We start from the raw sequence: 15,444 nt of genomic DNA on the forward strand, positions 1-15,444 counted from the left end.
TCTGTTTTAACAGTTTGGTGTTATTTATTTTCTAGTAACTCAATAATTGGCTTTGCCTCTTGCATTTGAGCATGATCCATGGCTGTGTTGCCACGATCATCTTTTATAGATGTATCTGCGCCATTTTCAAGCAAAAGATTTACAATATCTTTTTTAGCAAATGTAGCCGCGTAAATTAAGGCTGTGGCTCCATTAAAGTTTGTCACGTTTACATTAGCGCCATTGTCTATTAATAATTTTGCGATATTAGTATGACCTTTAAAGCAAACACCCATTAAAGCGGTGTTGCCAGATGCATCTTGAGCATCGATGTTGGGATTATACTCTATAATTATTCCTGAAATATCTTCAAGCCCGTAATAACACGCTAGTAAAAGAGGAGTAGACCCTCTTGCATCCTTCTCGTTTATCCATTCGGGATGTTCTTGTAAAAGTTCTTTTACCTTTTTATCTTCTCCTTTTCGAATGGCGTCAAATAATATTGTACTCATAACAACTAAATTAATAAAGCGGAATGATAAAGTTATCATTCCGCTGTGGGTTTAACAAAAGTTTACCTTGTTAAGAAAGGTCATACCTGTCCAGATTCATCACTTTGTCCCAAGCTTTTACAAAGTCTTTTACAAACTTCCCTTTTGAATCTTCTGAAGCATAAACCTCCGCAAGGGCTCTAAGCTCTGAATTGGAACCAAAAATAAGGTCTACTCGAGTTCCTGTCCATTTGGTTTCACCGGTTTTACGGTCGCTACCTTCAAATAGATTAGCATCTTCTGAAGTTGATTTCCACGTAACCCCCATATCAAGTAAGTTTACAAAAAAGTCGTTTGTAAGCTGCTCCTTTTTATCTGTAAACACACCCTTTTTAGAACCGTCATAATTAGCGCCCAACATACGCATACCTCCTATCAAAACAGTCATTTCTGGTGCCGTTAAGGTAAGCAACTGTGCTTTGTCAACTAATAATTCTTCTTCAGTAACTTTATATTTATCCTTTACGTAATTTCTGAAACCGTCTCCAAGTGGCTCTAAAGCGTCAAATGCTTCGGCATCGGTTTGCTCTTCAGAGGCATCTGCTCTACCTGGTGTAAAAGGAACATTAATAGCATGTCCACCATTTTTAGCAGCTTTTTCAACTGCAGCACATCCAGCTAAAACGATTAAATCTGCTAGCGAGACTTTTTTATTTCCTGATTGTGCTTCGTTAAAGTCTTTCTGAATACTTTCAAGCGTATTTAGAACTTTATCTAATTGTTTTGGATTATTTACTTTCCAGTTTTTCTGTGGTGCTAACCGGATGCGTGCCCCGTTTGCTCCTCCTCTTTTATCTGAACCTCTAAAAGTAGAAGCAGATGCCCAAGCGGTTGAAACCAATTCTGAAATAGAGAGATTGGTATTTAAGATTTTAGATTTTAAATCGGAAATATCTTGACTGTTCATTAATTCATGAGTTACTTCAGGAATTGGGTCTTGCCAAATTAATTCTTCTTGTGGCACTTCAGGACCTAAATATCGTTCTTTGGGTCCCATATCACGGTGTGTCAATTTATACCAAGCACGTGAATAAGCATCGGCAAACTCTTCTGGGTTTTCGTAAAAATGTCTTGAAATTTTCTCATAATCCGGATCCATTCGTAATGAAAGGTCGGTTGTTAACATAAACGGATCATTCATTTTACTAGAGTCGTGGGCATCAGGCACTGTTCCTGCACCGGCATTATCTTTTGGTTTCCATTGATGTGCGCCCGCAGGACTTTTAGACAGCTCCCATTCATACCCAAATAGGGTTTCAAAAAAGTTATTATCCCATTGTATTGGTGTTTTAGTCCAAGCTCCTTCTAATCCACTGGTAATAGTATCTGCACCTTTTCCTGTCCCGAATTTATTTTTCCACCCCATACTTTGTTCTTCCAAACCTGCTGCAGCGGGTTCTGCATCTACATATTCTTCAGGATCTGCGGCTCCGTGCGTTTTTCCGAAGGTATGCCCTCCTGCAATTAACGCAACGGTTTCATAATCATTCATCGCCATACGGCCAAACGTTTCACGAATGTAATGTGCAGCATCTACTGGGTCTGGATTTGCATTATGCCCTTCAGGATTTACGTAAATTAATCCCATATGCGCTGCCCCTAAAGGCTTTTCAAGTTGGTCTTCTGTAAATCGGTCTTCATTACCTAACCATTCTGTTTCTGAACCCCAATACACTTCTTCGGGTTCCCAAACATCTTCTCTTCCGCCAGCAAAACCAAACATTTCAAGCCCCATAGATTCGTGTGCACAATTACCTGCTAACACCAATAAATCTGCCCAAGATAATTTTTTACCATATTTTTTCTTAATAGGCCATAACAATAGTCTTGCTTTATCAAGATTGGCATTATCCGGCCAACTATTTAAAGGAGCAAAACGTTGTTGGGCTGTTCCTGCTCCTCCTCGGCCATCTTGAATACGATACGTACCTGCACTGTGCCAAGCCATTCGTATAAAAAACGGTCCATAATGACCGTAATCTGCAGGCCACCAATCTTGGCTATCAGTCATTAATTTATATAGGTCTTCTTTTACTGCTTTTAAATCAAGCGATTTAAATTCTTTAGTATAATCGAAACCTTCATCCATAGGATCTACCAAGGATGAATTTTGGCGTAGAATATTTAAGTTTAATTGGTTTGGCCACCAATCCCTATTACTTGTGCCGCCTCCAGTTGTGTTGTTTAGATTACCATTTAAAAAAGGGCAATTCGCTGATGATTCGTTTACTTCCCATGCTTCACCATGGTTGCTACTATTCTTACTGTCCATAATTATATTGATTTTTTAAGGCTATAGAATGATAAAGTTACCATTTATAAACTATTCAAAATCAAAATCATGATTTCAATACATAATTTAAGTATCAGAATTTTTTATAACAACAACATTAACTATTTATTTTCTAGATTGAATTTAAGATTGTAGCAGCTTTTTTCAACTCAGCATCTGTTTTAGCAAAACAGACTCTAATTTGTTTGAAATCCTCATTATTTTCATTAAAAACCGAAGTCGGAATGGTCGCAATTTTATGTTCTCTGGTTAATCGATCTGCAAAATCGATATCACGTTCTTCTGAAATTTTAGAAAAATCAAGCAATTGAAAATAAGTTCCATTTGAAGGAATGAATTTGAAACGGGAATCTTTAATCAGTTCTAGAAAGTAGTCCCTTTTCTGTTGATAAAAAGCAGGAAGTGACAAATAGTTTTCTTCATTTTGTAAATAGGTCGCCAATGCTTTTTGAATAGGATGGTTTGCCGAAAACACATTAAACTGATGTACTTTTTGAAACTCTTTCATTAAATATTCTGGGGCTACACAATAGCCCACTTTCCAACCAGTGTTATGAAACGTCTTCCCAAAAGAAGCGGTTATAAAACTACGTTTTGCCAATTGCGGAAACTTAGCCGCGCTTTGGTGTTCTTCGCCATCAAAAACAATATGTTCGTACACTTCATCACTTAAAACCAAAAGATCATGTTCTTCAGCAAGTTTTTGCAGTTGTAGCATATCATCTTCAGAAAACAACATTCCAGTTGGATTATGGGGTGTGTTAATTATAATCATCTTGGTTTTAGATGTTATTTTATTCGCAACGTCACCCCAGTTTGGTTCATAGTTAGGAGCTTCAAGTTGTACTGCAATAGTTTTTCCTCCAAAAAGTTCAACTGAAGGCTTGTAACAATCGTACGCTGGTGTAAAAATTATCACCTCATCATCTTTATGGATAGTAGCTGCAATCGCTGTAAAAATAGCTTGTGTAGCACCAGCAGTGATAGTTATTTCCCTTTCGGCGTTATATTTTTTATAATAAAAATTTTCTATCTTTTTTGAAATAACCTCTCGCAATTTTTTATCCCCCGGCATAGGAGCGTATTGGTTATAGCCATCTTTCATCGCTTTATCCACCATATTAATCAAGTCTGGATCACTTTTAAACCCAGGAAAGCCTTGAGCTAAATTTATAGCATTGTGGTCTGAGGCCAATTTGCTCATCACACTAAAAATTGAAGTGGTTGTATTTGGTAATTTTGAAGTCATTTTATAAATGTAAGGCTATCATCTCAGCTCTCCAAAAGTTACCTTTTTAAATAGGTAAGGTTTTTTTAAGGAATTGCGTAACTTGTTAGCTTTTATTGAAGTCGTTTTTATGAATAAAAATCTACCTATATATTGCCTTTTTTTTATTTACTTAGCTGGATTTTCCCAGCAGATTAAAAAACCTTTAGACTCTTCTGTCCCTTTATACAAAAATGCAACTTTTAATGAGCTAGAAAAGAATGCAGATGTTTACTATAACAAAGGAAACTACACAGAATCTTTAAAGTTAAATATTGAACTTCTTAAAAAAGGACTTGCAGAACAAAACAATTATTACATTCACCAAGGCTACCGAAATTTAGGGTATGACTATTTAGAGTTAAATGACACTCTTCACGCCAAAGAAAGTTTTAAAAAGTCTGAAAAATATGCAAAGCTTTCAAAAAATGATACGGCAACAGCCCTTTCTTACATGGATTTGGCAAACGTCTATGCAGAATTAGACCAAAATTATAAAAAAGCATTACAGTACCATAACAAATCTATAACCCTTTTTGAAAAACTAAAAGACTCTTCTGGTATTGCAGATGCACATTACAATACCATCCTCACCGCCATGGCAGCAAAGGATTTTAATAAAGCATATGTACATTTATTAAAAGCTCAAAAACTAAATAGTTTTAATAAAGAGTACTACAATTATATTGGTATTGATATTTTAATGGGCGAATACCATATTGAAAAAGAAAACTATCGTTTAGCTGATGATTATCTAGGAAAAGCTATTGAGAATGCTCAAAAAGAATCCCTCACATTTGAGTTAGAATCTGCATATTTAGCGCTTAGTAAAAGTTTGTTTAGACAAAAAAAATATGAAGAAGCCTATAAAACAAGATTAATATTTGACAAATACCTTGAAGAAAACCTTCGCAATGTTAATAATGCTCAAACCGAAACTGTTTCAGCTCAATTTCAACTTTCAGAATATAAAAAAGATGTTGAAGCGGCAGAATTAAAAAATCAGCTTCAAGCTGAAATTGTAAAAAATAAAAGCAACTTAAACACAATACTTTACATTATATCTGCCGTTCTATTATTGCTTTTTATTTTCTTCTTATTAGCCTATCGAAAACGAAAACAATTAGTTAATCAATTGAAAAAAAGGAATTTTGAAATTTTAGAAGCTAAGCAACACGCTGAGAAAATGTCCCGTTCCAAAACTAAGTTTTTCTCAACAGTAAGCCACGAATTGCGCACCCCTTTATATGGCGTAATAGGGTTAAGCTCTATATTACTGGAAGACCCCTCTTTAAAAAGCCACGAAAAAGACCTTAAATCATTAAAGTTTTCTGCAGATTATCTCTTAGCCTTAATAAATGATGTCCTCCAAATAAATAAAATAGATGCCAACAAATTAGAAGCTCATATTACAACCTTCAATATTGAAAATTTAATTAATAAAATTGGTGCTTCCTTTGAGTATATGCGGCTTCAGAACAAAAACAAATTAGTAATAAATATTTCAGAAGAGGTCCCCAAAGTACTTAAAGGAAACGCAATTGCCCTTTCACAAATTTTAATGAACCTAGTAGGCAACGCATGTAAATTCACAGAAAACGGAGTAATAACTATCACCGTGACCCCTGAAGAAACATGCCCCACCAAAGCTTTGTTATGCTTTAAAATAGAAGACACGGGAATTGGTATTTCAGAAAAAGATCAAAAACGAATTTTCAATGAATTTTCTCAAGTAGATAGTGAAAATTATAGTTATCAAGGAACAGGTCTGGGCCTTACCATTGTTAAAAAATTGGTATCACTTTCAAACTCTAAAATACACCTAGAAAGTAAAAAAGAAAAAGGCTCTTCCTTTTGGTTCAGTTTAATTTTCGATATAGCAAAAACAACCGAAAAGAAATTAGAAGACAGCTTATTAAACAAGAAATTATTGATAAACAGACGTATTTTAATTGTTGAGGATAATCGTATTAATCAAGCTGTGACCAAAAAAATATTGGAGAAAAATCAAGTAATTTGTTCCGTTGCCGAAAACGGACTACAAGCGGTTGAACAAGTAAAGCAAAATACTTTTGATTTGGTCTTAATGGATATTAATATGCCCATAATGGATGGCTTGAAAGCTACAAAAGAGATTAGGACTTTTAATACAAGTATCCCTATTGTAGCCTTAACTGCCGTGGAAGTAGAAGATATGAGACTTGAAATATACGATAGCGGTATGAATGACATCATTGTAAAACCATATGATATGAACAAGTTTTTACAAGTTATTTTAAGAAACCTAACTGTTTATTACTCTGGTAAAATGGAGCCACAATTCTTTTAAAAGTAAAACATAAAAAAACCCAAACTAGCTAGTTTGGGTTTTCTTGTTATAAAATCGATTTTTTATCCTTCCGCACTCGCTTTTAAGTATTCGCGATTAATACGTGCAATATTTTCTAATGAAATATCTTTTGGACATTCAATAAAACAAGCTCCGGTGTTACTACACGCTCCAAAACCTTCTTTATCCATCTGCTCTACCATATTTAAAACACGTCTTGTCGCTTCTACTTCTCCTTGCGGCAACAAAGCAAATTGACTTACTTTAGCTGAAGTAAACAACATAGCACTTGCATTAACACAAGCTGCTACACAAGCTCCACAACCAATACATGTGGCTGAGTTAAAAGCTTCGTCTGCCTTATCTTTTTCTACTGGAGTAGCATTCGCATCAATTGTATTTCCAGAAGTATTAACTGAAACATATCCTCCGGCTTGTTGAATACGGTCAAAGCCACTACGATCTACCACCAAATCCTTAATCACAGGAAAAGCAGTTGCTCTAAACGGCTCAATCACTACCGTATCGCCATCATTAAAGCTACGCATGTGTAATTGACACGTCGTAGTGTGACGCTGTGGTCCGTGTGGTTTTCCGTTAATTTGTAAGGAACAAGATCCACAAATACCTTCACGACAATCGTGGTCAAAAACAACCGGTTCGTCTCCTTTTTCAATTAACTGTTCGTTTAAAACGTCTAGCATTTCTAAAAAAGACATATCACCATCTATCCCGTCAATCGGGTAGGTTTGTAAACTTCCTTTTGTGTTAGCGCCTTTTTGACGCCATATTTTTAGAGTAAGCTTCATAAGTTAAGCTTTAAATATTATTTATAACTTCTAGTTTTCACTTCAATGTTCTCGTAGTCTAAGTTCTCTTTATGCAATACTGCTTCGCTAGGCTCTCCTTTGTATTCCCATGCAGCTACATACATAAAGTTTTCATCGTCACGCCTCGCTTCACCTTCATCGGTTTGGTACTCTTCTCTAAAGTGACCACCACATGATTCTTCACGGTGCAAAGCATCTTTAGCGAACAATTCTCCTAATTCTAAGAAGTCTGCTACACGACCTGCTTTTTCAAGTTCTGGGTTCATTTCATCCATAGAACCTGGTACTTTTACTTCTTTCCAGAATTCTTCTCGTAATGCTTTTATTTCTGAAATAGCTTCTTTTAAGCCTTTCGCATTTCTGGACATTCCAACCTTGTCCCACATGATTTTACCCAAACGCTTATGGATATCATCAACAGACTTGGTTCCTTTGTTGTTAATTAGCTTCTCTAATCGTTCGCGAACATCTTTTTCTGCTTGTTCAAAAGCTGGAAGATCAGTTGAAATTTCTCCAGTTCTAATATCATCGGCTAAGTAATCACCAATTGTATATGGCAATACAAAATAACCATCGGCCAAACCTTGCATTAAGGCAGAAGCACCTAGTCGGTTAGCTCCGTGATCGCTAAAGTTAGCTTCTCCAGTAACGTAACATCCTTTAATGGTTGATTGTAAATTGTAATCTACCCAAACGCCACCCATCGTGTAGTGCACGGCAGGGTAAATCATCATTGGAGTTTTATATGGATTTGCATCCACAATTTTTTCATACATTTCGAACAAGTTACCGTACTTATTAGCAACGACTTCTGTTCCTAATTTTATAACTTCTTCTTTGCTCGGGTTGTGATTTCCGTGCATTACCGCTTGCTCTTTTCCGTAACGCTCAATCGCAGAAGCAAAATCTAAAAACACGGCTTCTCCAGTTTTATTTACACCAAATCCAGCATCACAACGTTCTTTTGCAGCACGAGAAGCCACATCACGAGGTACTAAGTTCCCAAACGATGGGTAACGTCGCTCTAAGTAATAATCGCGTTCTTCTTCAGAAAGTTCTGTTGGTTTCTTTTTGCCTTCACGAATAGCAATTGCATCTTCTTTTTTCTTCGGAACCCAAATACGCCCGTCATTCCGAAGGGATTCAGACATCAACGTTAATTTTGACTGATGATCTCCCGAAACTGGAATACAGGTTGGGTGAATTTGTGTGTAACAAGGGTTTGCAAAGTAGGCGCCCTTTTTATGAATTTTCCAAGATGCAGTCACATTACTTCCCATCGCATTCGTTGATAGGAAAAATACGTTTCCGTATCCTCCTGATGCAATAACAACCGCGTGTGCTGAATGTCTTTCTAGTTTACCAGTAACCAAATCACGGGCAATAATCCCACGTGCTTTTCCGTCAACAATTACTAAATCTAGCATTTCGTGACGGTTAAACGGCTGAATTTTACCACGGTTTATTTGGCGGTTCATAGCAGCATACGCTCCTAATAATAATTGTTGTCCTGTCTGTCCTTTTGCGTAAAAAGTACGCGACACCAACACACCACCAAATGAGCGGTTATCTAACAAACCTCCGTATTCACGAGCAAAAGGAACTCCTTGTGCCACACATTGGTCAATAATATTAGCAGATACTTCGGCAAGACGGTATACATTCCCTTCGCGAGAACGATAATCGCCACCTTTTACTGTATCATAGAAAAGACGGTAGTTAGAATCACCATCTCCTTGATAGTTTTTTGCAGCGTTAATTCCTCCTTGAGCCGCAATAGAGTGTGCTCTACGAGGGGAATCTTGATAGCAAAATGTTTTTACGTTATACCCTAGTTCGGCTAAGGTGGCAGCGGCACTTCCTCCGGCTAAACCTGTTCCTACAACGATAACATCGATATTTCGTTTGTTCGCAGGATTAACAAGGTTAATATTGTTTTTATGGTTTTTCCACTTCTCGTCTAAGGGTCCTTTTGGTATTTTAGAATCTAATATCGACATAGCTTTTGCTGTTTAGTGGGAAATTTGATTAAAATGATGGTATAAGGCAATAATGATAAAGCCTAACGGAATTACAATTGCATACAGTTTTGTAAATCCTTTAACCGCTTTTGAAAATTTGTTGTTCCAACCCATAGTTTGGAAGGAAGAAGCAAACCCGTGCCATAAATGGAACATTAATAACACAAACGAAAGAACATAAATTCCAGTTCGTACTGGGCTTTCAAATTTATGAACTAATTCGCCATAGTAACGAAATGAATCATCAGGATTAGATTCAACATATTTGTGCACCATCTCTGGAACCCAAAAGTCGTAAAAGTGCAACCCTAAAAATGCTAAGATCACAGCTCCTGAAATAATCATATTCCGAGATGCCCACGTAGAATTGGTGTTTCCCTTATAGGATTTATAACTTATTTTTCGAGCTTTATTATTTTTAAGCTCTAAGATAATTCCCATTACAAAGTGAAATACAACCCCAAAAATTAATACGGGTTGCAAAACAAACTGCACTAACGGATTGGTACCCATAAAATGAGACCAACTGTTAAACGTCTCCTCCGAAAAAACTGAAGAAAAGTTGATTGTAAAGTGTTGTGCAAGAAAAAATACAAGAAATAGACCTGAAAGGGCCATCGCCACTTTTTTGGCGATCGAAGCGGATAATATTCCCATTATTGGTTAATTTTCAAAAATTAAGGTAGACAAAAATACCACCGAAAAAGCTTTCAGCAAAAAGTATCAATTGTTTTCCTGTTTATTTAGAACTATTTTAAATACAAAGGCTACTTAACTTCTAGTTTTTGACTTGACTTAGCAGCATTTTTAGTAATAATCACATTATACATTCCTTTTGGCAAATAGTAAGTATCGTTATCAGCTTTATTCAATTCGACATCATTTTTTTCCAAAGTTTTTCTTCCTTTTTCTGAAACTGATGCATCATATTCCACCACATTAATTCCTTTTACAACATCAATATTGAGATTTTGCAACTGCTTTCCTTCTTCTGTTTCAATAGTAATAACACCCTTCCCTTTTGAAGGGCTATAAAAATGAAGGTTTACTGAAGGTTCTATTACATCATACCACTCTCCATATTTACTTCCCCAACGACGAGATGCTCGAATAGGTTCAATTTCCGCGAGGATTAAATCGCTCATTTTTTCAGCATTCATTTGCTGAAGCAAAGTAACATCAGCCAAATAAAAAGAACGGCCGTGTGTTCCTAAAATTAAATCCTTTTCACGCTCTTGAATCACCAAATCGTGTACCGCCACACTTGGTAAACCTTCTGAAAAAGCTTCCCAACTTTCACCTTGATTAAATGAAACATACGCTCCATTATCTGTACCTATATATAGTACATTTTCATTTTCAGGATCTTCCTTAATTACATTTACAGGTGAAGCTGGTAAATTACTACTAATATCTTTCCACGTTTGTCCGTAGTTTTCACTTACATATGCGTAGGTTTTGAAATCGTCCCAGCGATAGCCATTCAATGTAGCATAAACCCGTTCTTTTTTATGTTTTGAAGCAATTACTCTACTCACCCACAAATCTTTTGGAAATGATTTTGAAACATCCATCCAATTACCACCTGCGTTTTTTGAAATATGTAACATGCCATCGTCACTCCCGGCATATAACAACCCGAATGTAAAAGGTGATTCACTAATACTTGTCAATGTTCCGTAAGCAACATTTCCTGGCTTTCCACTTTTGGTAAGATCACCTGAAATTGCTTCCCAATCGTCACCCTGGTTCATACTTCGCATTAATTTATTTCCACCCAAATAAAGAATATCCTGATTGTGCGGGCTTAATAAAATAGGCGTTTGCCAATTAAAGCGATAAGGGCTTTCCCCTAATTCATGTTTCGGCTGAATGTACGTTTGTTCTTCAGTTTCTCGATTAAGCCTGAAATAATTTCCAAACTGAAAACCGGTATATACGATATTGCTATTTCGGTTGTCAATTTGAACGTGCATTCCGTCGCCGCCCATAATACTTTCATACGGGTTTTGTCCAGATTGTTGCCAACCGTAATCTATTTTGGCATTGTGGGGCCCTACCCACACACCATTATCTTGCAAACCTCCATATACATTATAAGGTTCCTCATTATCTACATTCACAGTATAAAACTGCCCAACTGCTGGAGCGTTGTTTTTAATCCACGTTTTACCATCATCGTAGCTAATATTAACACCACCGTCGTTCCCGTCGATTAAATGACCTGATTTTTTTGGGTTAATCCATAACGCGTGATGATCTGCATGTACGTTTTCTGCGCTGATGGATTCGAAAGTTTTCCCACCGTCAGCAGATTTTAAAATAGGCACACCATAAATGTAAATTTTATCTGAATTTGAAGGGTCTACATGTATTTTTCCGAAGTAATATCCGTACGAATAGTACAAATCATTAATATAGCCTTCGTGCGTTTTTTTCCAGCTTTTTCCACCGTTTGTACTTTTATATACCTCAGCACCAATAACAGGTGTGTCAAATAATTGCGTATTGGCATCTTCTAAATATTTAGCAAGATCAGCTGGTTTTACCGAACCGCTACGCACCATGTTTTTTACGTTTTCGGCTTTATATTTTTCCTGAAAACCATTAGCGCGTAAGAACTTTTTCAGTTTGTCATTGTCCAACGCCAAGAATTCTGAAGCACTCATTTCTTTGAATACGCCCTTGGTTAAAGCATCGCTATTAGTCTCCATTTTTTTCTTTTCCCTATGGTCTTGGTTATCGATTACGGCATAGACTATATTTTCATCAACAACTGCTAAACCAATACGCCCAGCGCCTTCACCTGTTGGAAATCCGCTTCCAGAAACAGAAACTTTTTTCCAACTATCGCCACCATCGGTACTTTTATAGATAGCACTTCCTTCGCCGCTTCCGGTAAAGTTCCAGGCTTTTCGGTCTTTTTCCCAAGAAGAAGCATAGATTAAGTCGAAGTTATTAGGATCGCGGTCCATTTCAATAATCCCGCTTTCGTCATTTACAAACAAAGTCTTGTTCCAAGTTTTACCACCATCTACGGTTTTATACACACCACGTTCTTCATTGGTAGAATATAAATGCCCAACAGCACTTACCACTACCTCATCAGAATTTGCAGGGTTGATTAATATTTTGCTAATGTGATGACTATCTTTCAACCCCATATTCTGCCATGTTTTGCCTTTATCGGTAGACTTCAGTAAGCCAATTCCGGCATACGACGAACGAGAGGCATTCACTTCGCCAGTTCCTACCCAAATAGTTCCGGTTTTCCAGTCTACAGCAAGACTTCCTACGTTTTGGGTTACAGTATTATCTATAACTGGAGTAAAAGAAATTCCATTATTATTGGTATACCAAACGCCACCGCTGGCATAGCCTGCGTAAAATTCAATTGGATTATTGGGGTTCACGGCAAAATCTACAATACGGCCGCTCATTACTGTTGGACCAATATTTTTGAAAGGAAGATTTTTAACCAGTGAATTTTTCGAAAGTTGCTCCTTCTGTTGCAACGCTTTTTCTAATTCGGCTTTTGAAGTTGCCGGTTGTTGAGAAAATGCTGAAATAAAAAGGAAACTGAATAGTAAAAGTAAGGAATGCTTCATTGAAAGTAATTTTAAACGTTGAAATTACTGAAATCCCTTGCTTTAACAAAATTTTATTTTACTAGTAGCAGCCTTTGGTTTAATTTCCATTAATTTTGAAAAAATTCAGAAAAAAATACCAATGAAGTATCATCCAATTGACAGCAACTTATTTATAAAAAACCGTAAAAATTTTATGGCTCAAATGAAGTCGAAAAGCCTTGCGGTATTTAATAGTAATGACATCTATCCCATTGGTGCAGACAGCACGATGCCGTTTCAACAATCTCGCGATTTATTTTACCTGAGTGGTGTAGATCAAGATAAAAGTATGTTATTATTATTTCCAGATGCTGTAGAAGAAAAACACCGTGAAATTTTATTTTTAACTGAAACCAACGACCATATTGCCGTTTGGGAAGGTGAAAAACTAACAAAAGAAAAAGCAACCGAAGCCACTGGCGTTAAAACTGTGTATTGGCTTAAGGAGTTTGATAAAATTTTCTTTGAATTAATGACGCAAGCGGACACCATATACTTCAACACAAATGAGCATTACCGTGCAAATGTTGAAACCGAAACACGTGAAGACCGTTTTATTAAAAAAACGAAAGCACAATTCCCTGCACATAGCTGGGCAAAGAGCAATCCAATTTTACAACGGTTACGTTCTGTAAAAGACCCAATTGAATTGGATATTATGCAGCAAGCTTGTAATATCACAGAGAAAGGTTTCAGAAGAATTTTAGATTTTGTAAAACCTGGCGTGATGGAATACGAAATTGAAGCCGAGTTTATGCACGAGTTTTTAAGCAACCGCTCACGTGGTTTTGCCTATACCCCAATTGTTGCCAGCGGGAAAAATGCCTGTGTATTGCATTATATTGAAAATAATCAGCAATGTAAAGACGGCGAATTAATATTGCTAGATGTAGGTGCTGAGTATGCTAATTACAGTAGTGATATGTCTAGAACAATTCCGGTAAGTGGAAAATTCACTAAAAGACAAAAAGAAGTGTACAACGCTGTAAACCGTGTAAAGAATGATGCTACAAAAATGCTTGTACCTGGAACACTTTGGAAAGAATACCACGAAGAAGTTGGAAAATTAATGACTTCAGAGTTACTTGGATTGGGAATTCTAGACAAAGCCGATGTGAAAAATGAAGACCCAGACTGGCCTGCCTACAAAAAATACTTTATGCACGGTACCAGCCACCACATTGGCCTGGATACACACGATTACGGAATTCTGTGGGAGCCGATGCAAGCAAACCAGGTGTTTACTGTAGAGCCAGGTATTTATTTACCAGATGAAGGTTTTGGTATTCGATTGGAAGACGATGTGGTAATTCAGGAAAATGGGGAGCCTCATAACTTGATGCGCAACATCCCAATTGAAGCAGATGAGATTGAAGAAATCATGAACAAGTAAACGTTTAAAACGTTTTTAGATATATTCCGGTATAGAAATAAATCGCTATACCGGATTTTTTATACTTAAAAAATGACACACACTTTTAAAAACACTCCTATATATTATAGTATAACCGGAAGCGGTCCGGCAATGGTTTTATTGCATGGCTTTTTGGAGAGCTCTACTATGTGGGATAAATATATTCTTTCACTTTCAGAAAAACATACCGTCATCACCATAGATTTTCCCGGACACGGAAAAAGCGGAGTTGTTTCTGACACACACAGCATGCAACTTATGGCCAAAGTAGTAAAAAGTGCTTTAAATGAATTAAATATTGAGTCTGCAACATTTGTAGGTCACTCCATGGGCGGCTATGTAGCATTAGCTTATACTGAATTGTTTCCAGATGAAGTTGAAAAATTAGTTTTATTGAATTCTACACCTACAGCAGATTCAGAAGAACGTAAGCAAAACCGAAGACGCGCTTTAAAAGTACTGGATCATAATGCAGAAGCTTTTATAAGTATGGCGATTATGAATTTGTTTTCTGAAAATTCAAAAAAGAAATTTATTTCTGAAATTGAAGCATTAAAAAAAGAAGCGCTTCAGTTTCCAGTAGCAGGGATACAAGCTGCTATTCGCGGGATGATTAATCGTAAAGATCGAACCGAAGTTTTAGCAAATTTCAGAAGAGAGAAAGTAATGGTATGCGGTAATGAAGACCCAATTATGCCTATTTCAGATTCAAAAAACATTTCAGAAAAAACAAATTCAAAGCTTATTCAATTAGAAGGAGGACATATGAGTTGGTTAGAAAACACCGATGAAACACATAGAATATTGCATTTCATCGAATAAATTTACCTTTTAACGTTTTTTTAAAACTTTTTTATATATTTATCACAACAAAAAACGTAAAAAACATGAGTAATTCCTCTAAGTCCTCATTTATAATAAAAAGTTTAGTGTGTCAAACCATTGGCCATAAATACATTGAAACTCGAAAAATAACCAATCACATTCACGAATATACGTGCAAGCACTGTGGCCGTGAAGTAACCGAAAACCCAACGGGAAATATAGAATTACTTACTCATAAAGTTAGAGAGGTTAACAACAATGTAGCAGACTTTTTTGAAAGGAAAAACAGAAACGTAGCTATATAAG

11 protein-coding genes are annotated in these 15,444 nt (G+C 36.4%); 4 read left to right on the forward strand and 7 right to left on the reverse strand.

Annotated elements, in window-relative coordinates:
* Positions 1-20: 20 nt before the first annotated feature.
* From AACZ92_RS03395 to AACZ92_RS03405, 3 genes are all read right to left on the reverse strand, one after another.
* Complete coding sequence (locus tag AACZ92_RS03395) at positions 21-491, reverse strand: ankyrin repeat domain-containing protein (RefSeq protein WP_339697142.1); 471 nt, start codon at positions 489-491, stop codon at positions 21-23.
* Between the two features lie 70 nt (positions 492-561).
* Positions 562-2,802 carry a catalase/peroxidase HPI gene (gene katG, locus AACZ92_RS03400; protein ID WP_339697144.1) on the reverse strand — a complete coding sequence of 747 codons (2,241 nt, stop codon included), beginning with the start codon at positions 2,800-2,802 and terminating at the stop codon, positions 562-564.
* Positions 2,803-2,935: 133 nt separating this feature from the next.
* Positions 2,936-4,072, reverse strand: coding sequence for a methionine aminotransferase (locus AACZ92_RS03405; protein ID WP_339697146.1), 1,137 nt, complete (start codon positions 4,070-4,072; stop codon positions 2,936-2,938).
* 109 nt (positions 4,073-4,181) lie between these two features.
* Here AACZ92_RS03405 and AACZ92_RS03410 point away from each other — a divergent pair, with 109 nt between their 5' ends.
* Positions 4,182-6,419, forward strand: a complete 2,238-nt coding sequence (locus AACZ92_RS03410; protein ID WP_339697148.1) for a response regulator — start codon at positions 4,182-4,184, stop codon at positions 6,417-6,419.
* 62 nt (positions 6,420-6,481) lie between these two features.
* On the opposite strand, the gene AACZ92_RS03415 is transcribed toward AACZ92_RS03410, so the two are convergent.
* From AACZ92_RS03415 to AACZ92_RS03430, 4 genes are all read right to left on the reverse strand, one after another.
* Complete coding sequence (locus AACZ92_RS03415) at positions 6,482-7,228, reverse strand: succinate dehydrogenase/fumarate reductase iron-sulfur subunit (RefSeq protein ID WP_339697150.1); 747 nt, start codon at positions 7,226-7,228, stop codon at positions 6,482-6,484.
* A gap of 17 nt (positions 7,229-7,245) precedes the next feature.
* A complete protein-coding gene (locus AACZ92_RS03420) occupies positions 7,246-9,249 on the reverse strand; it encodes a fumarate reductase/succinate dehydrogenase flavoprotein subunit (RefSeq protein ID WP_339697152.1) in 2,004 nt (667 codons plus the stop codon).
* A 12-nt stretch (positions 9,250-9,261) separates the two neighbouring features.
* The gene (locus tag AACZ92_RS03425; protein WP_339697154.1) at positions 9,262-9,927 is read right to left on the reverse strand and encodes a succinate dehydrogenase cytochrome b subunit; all 666 of its coding nucleotides are present in this window, start codon (positions 9,925-9,927) and stop codon (positions 9,262-9,264) included.
* Positions 9,928-10,037: 110 nt separating this feature from the next.
* Positions 10,038-12,878 (reverse strand): glycosyl hydrolase, encoded by a 2,841-nt coding sequence (locus AACZ92_RS03430; RefSeq protein ID WP_339697156.1) that lies wholly within the window; start codon positions 12,876-12,878, stop codon positions 10,038-10,040.
* Between the two features lie 121 nt (positions 12,879-12,999).
* Between AACZ92_RS03430 and AACZ92_RS03435 the strand changes: the two genes are divergently transcribed.
* The 3 genes from AACZ92_RS03435 (at position 13,000) to AACZ92_RS03445 (ending at position 15,443) form a co-directional block, all read left to right on the forward strand.
* The gene (locus AACZ92_RS03435) at positions 13,000-14,292 is read left to right on the forward strand and encodes an aminopeptidase P family protein (RefSeq protein WP_339697158.1); all 1,293 of its coding nucleotides are present in this window, start codon (positions 13,000-13,002) and stop codon (positions 14,290-14,292) included.
* 72 nt (positions 14,293-14,364) lie between these two features.
* Positions 14,365-15,135, forward strand: coding sequence for an alpha/beta hydrolase (locus tag AACZ92_RS03440; protein WP_339697160.1), 771 nt, complete (start codon positions 14,365-14,367; stop codon positions 15,133-15,135).
* Between the two features lie 65 nt (positions 15,136-15,200).
* A complete protein-coding gene (locus AACZ92_RS03445) occupies positions 15,201-15,443 on the forward strand; it encodes a hypothetical protein (RefSeq protein ID WP_339697162.1) in 243 nt (80 codons plus the stop codon).
* Position 15,444 lies beyond the last annotated feature (1 nt).

This window comes from uncultured Marixanthomonas sp., from assembly GCF_963974425.1.
Classification (GTDB): Bacteria; Bacteroidota; Bacteroidia; order Flavobacteriales; family Flavobacteriaceae; genus Marixanthomonas.

Bases quoted from the DNA above. Each gene is read 5' to 3' on its own strand.
- AACZ92_RS03395 (WP_339697142.1), bottom strand. From the start codon at position 491: ATGAGTACAATATTATTTGACGCCATTCGAAAAGGAGAAGATAAAAAG.
- katG (WP_339697144.1), bottom strand. From the start codon at position 2,802: ATGGACAGTAAGAATAGTAGCAACCATGGTGAAGCATGGGAAGTAAAC.
- AACZ92_RS03405 (WP_339697146.1), bottom strand. From the start codon at position 4,072: ATGACTTCAAAATTACCAAATACAACCACTTCAATTTTTAGTGTGATG.
- AACZ92_RS03410 (WP_339697148.1), top strand. From the start codon at position 4,182: ATGAATAAAAATCTACCTATATATTGCCTTTTTTTTATTTACTTAGCT.
- AACZ92_RS03415 (WP_339697150.1), bottom strand. From the start codon at position 7,228: ATGAAGCTTACTCTAAAAATATGGCGTCAAAAAGGCGCTAACACAAAA.
- AACZ92_RS03420 (WP_339697152.1), bottom strand. From the start codon at position 9,249: ATGTCGATATTAGATTCTAAAATACCAAAAGGACCCTTAGACGAGAAG.
- AACZ92_RS03425 (WP_339697154.1), bottom strand. From the start codon at position 9,927: ATGGGAATATTATCCGCTTCGATCGCCAAAAAAGTGGCGATGGCCCTT.
- AACZ92_RS03430 (WP_339697156.1), bottom strand. From the start codon at position 12,878: ATGAAGCATTCCTTACTTTTACTATTCAGTTTCCTTTTTATTTCAGCA.
- AACZ92_RS03435 (WP_339697158.1), top strand. From the start codon at position 13,000: ATGAAGTATCATCCAATTGACAGCAACTTATTTATAAAAAACCGTAAA.
- AACZ92_RS03440 (WP_339697160.1), top strand. From the start codon at position 14,365: ATGACACACACTTTTAAAAACACTCCTATATATTATAGTATAACCGGA.
- AACZ92_RS03445 (WP_339697162.1), top strand. From the start codon at position 15,201: ATGAGTAATTCCTCTAAGTCCTCATTTATAATAAAAAGTTTAGTGTGT.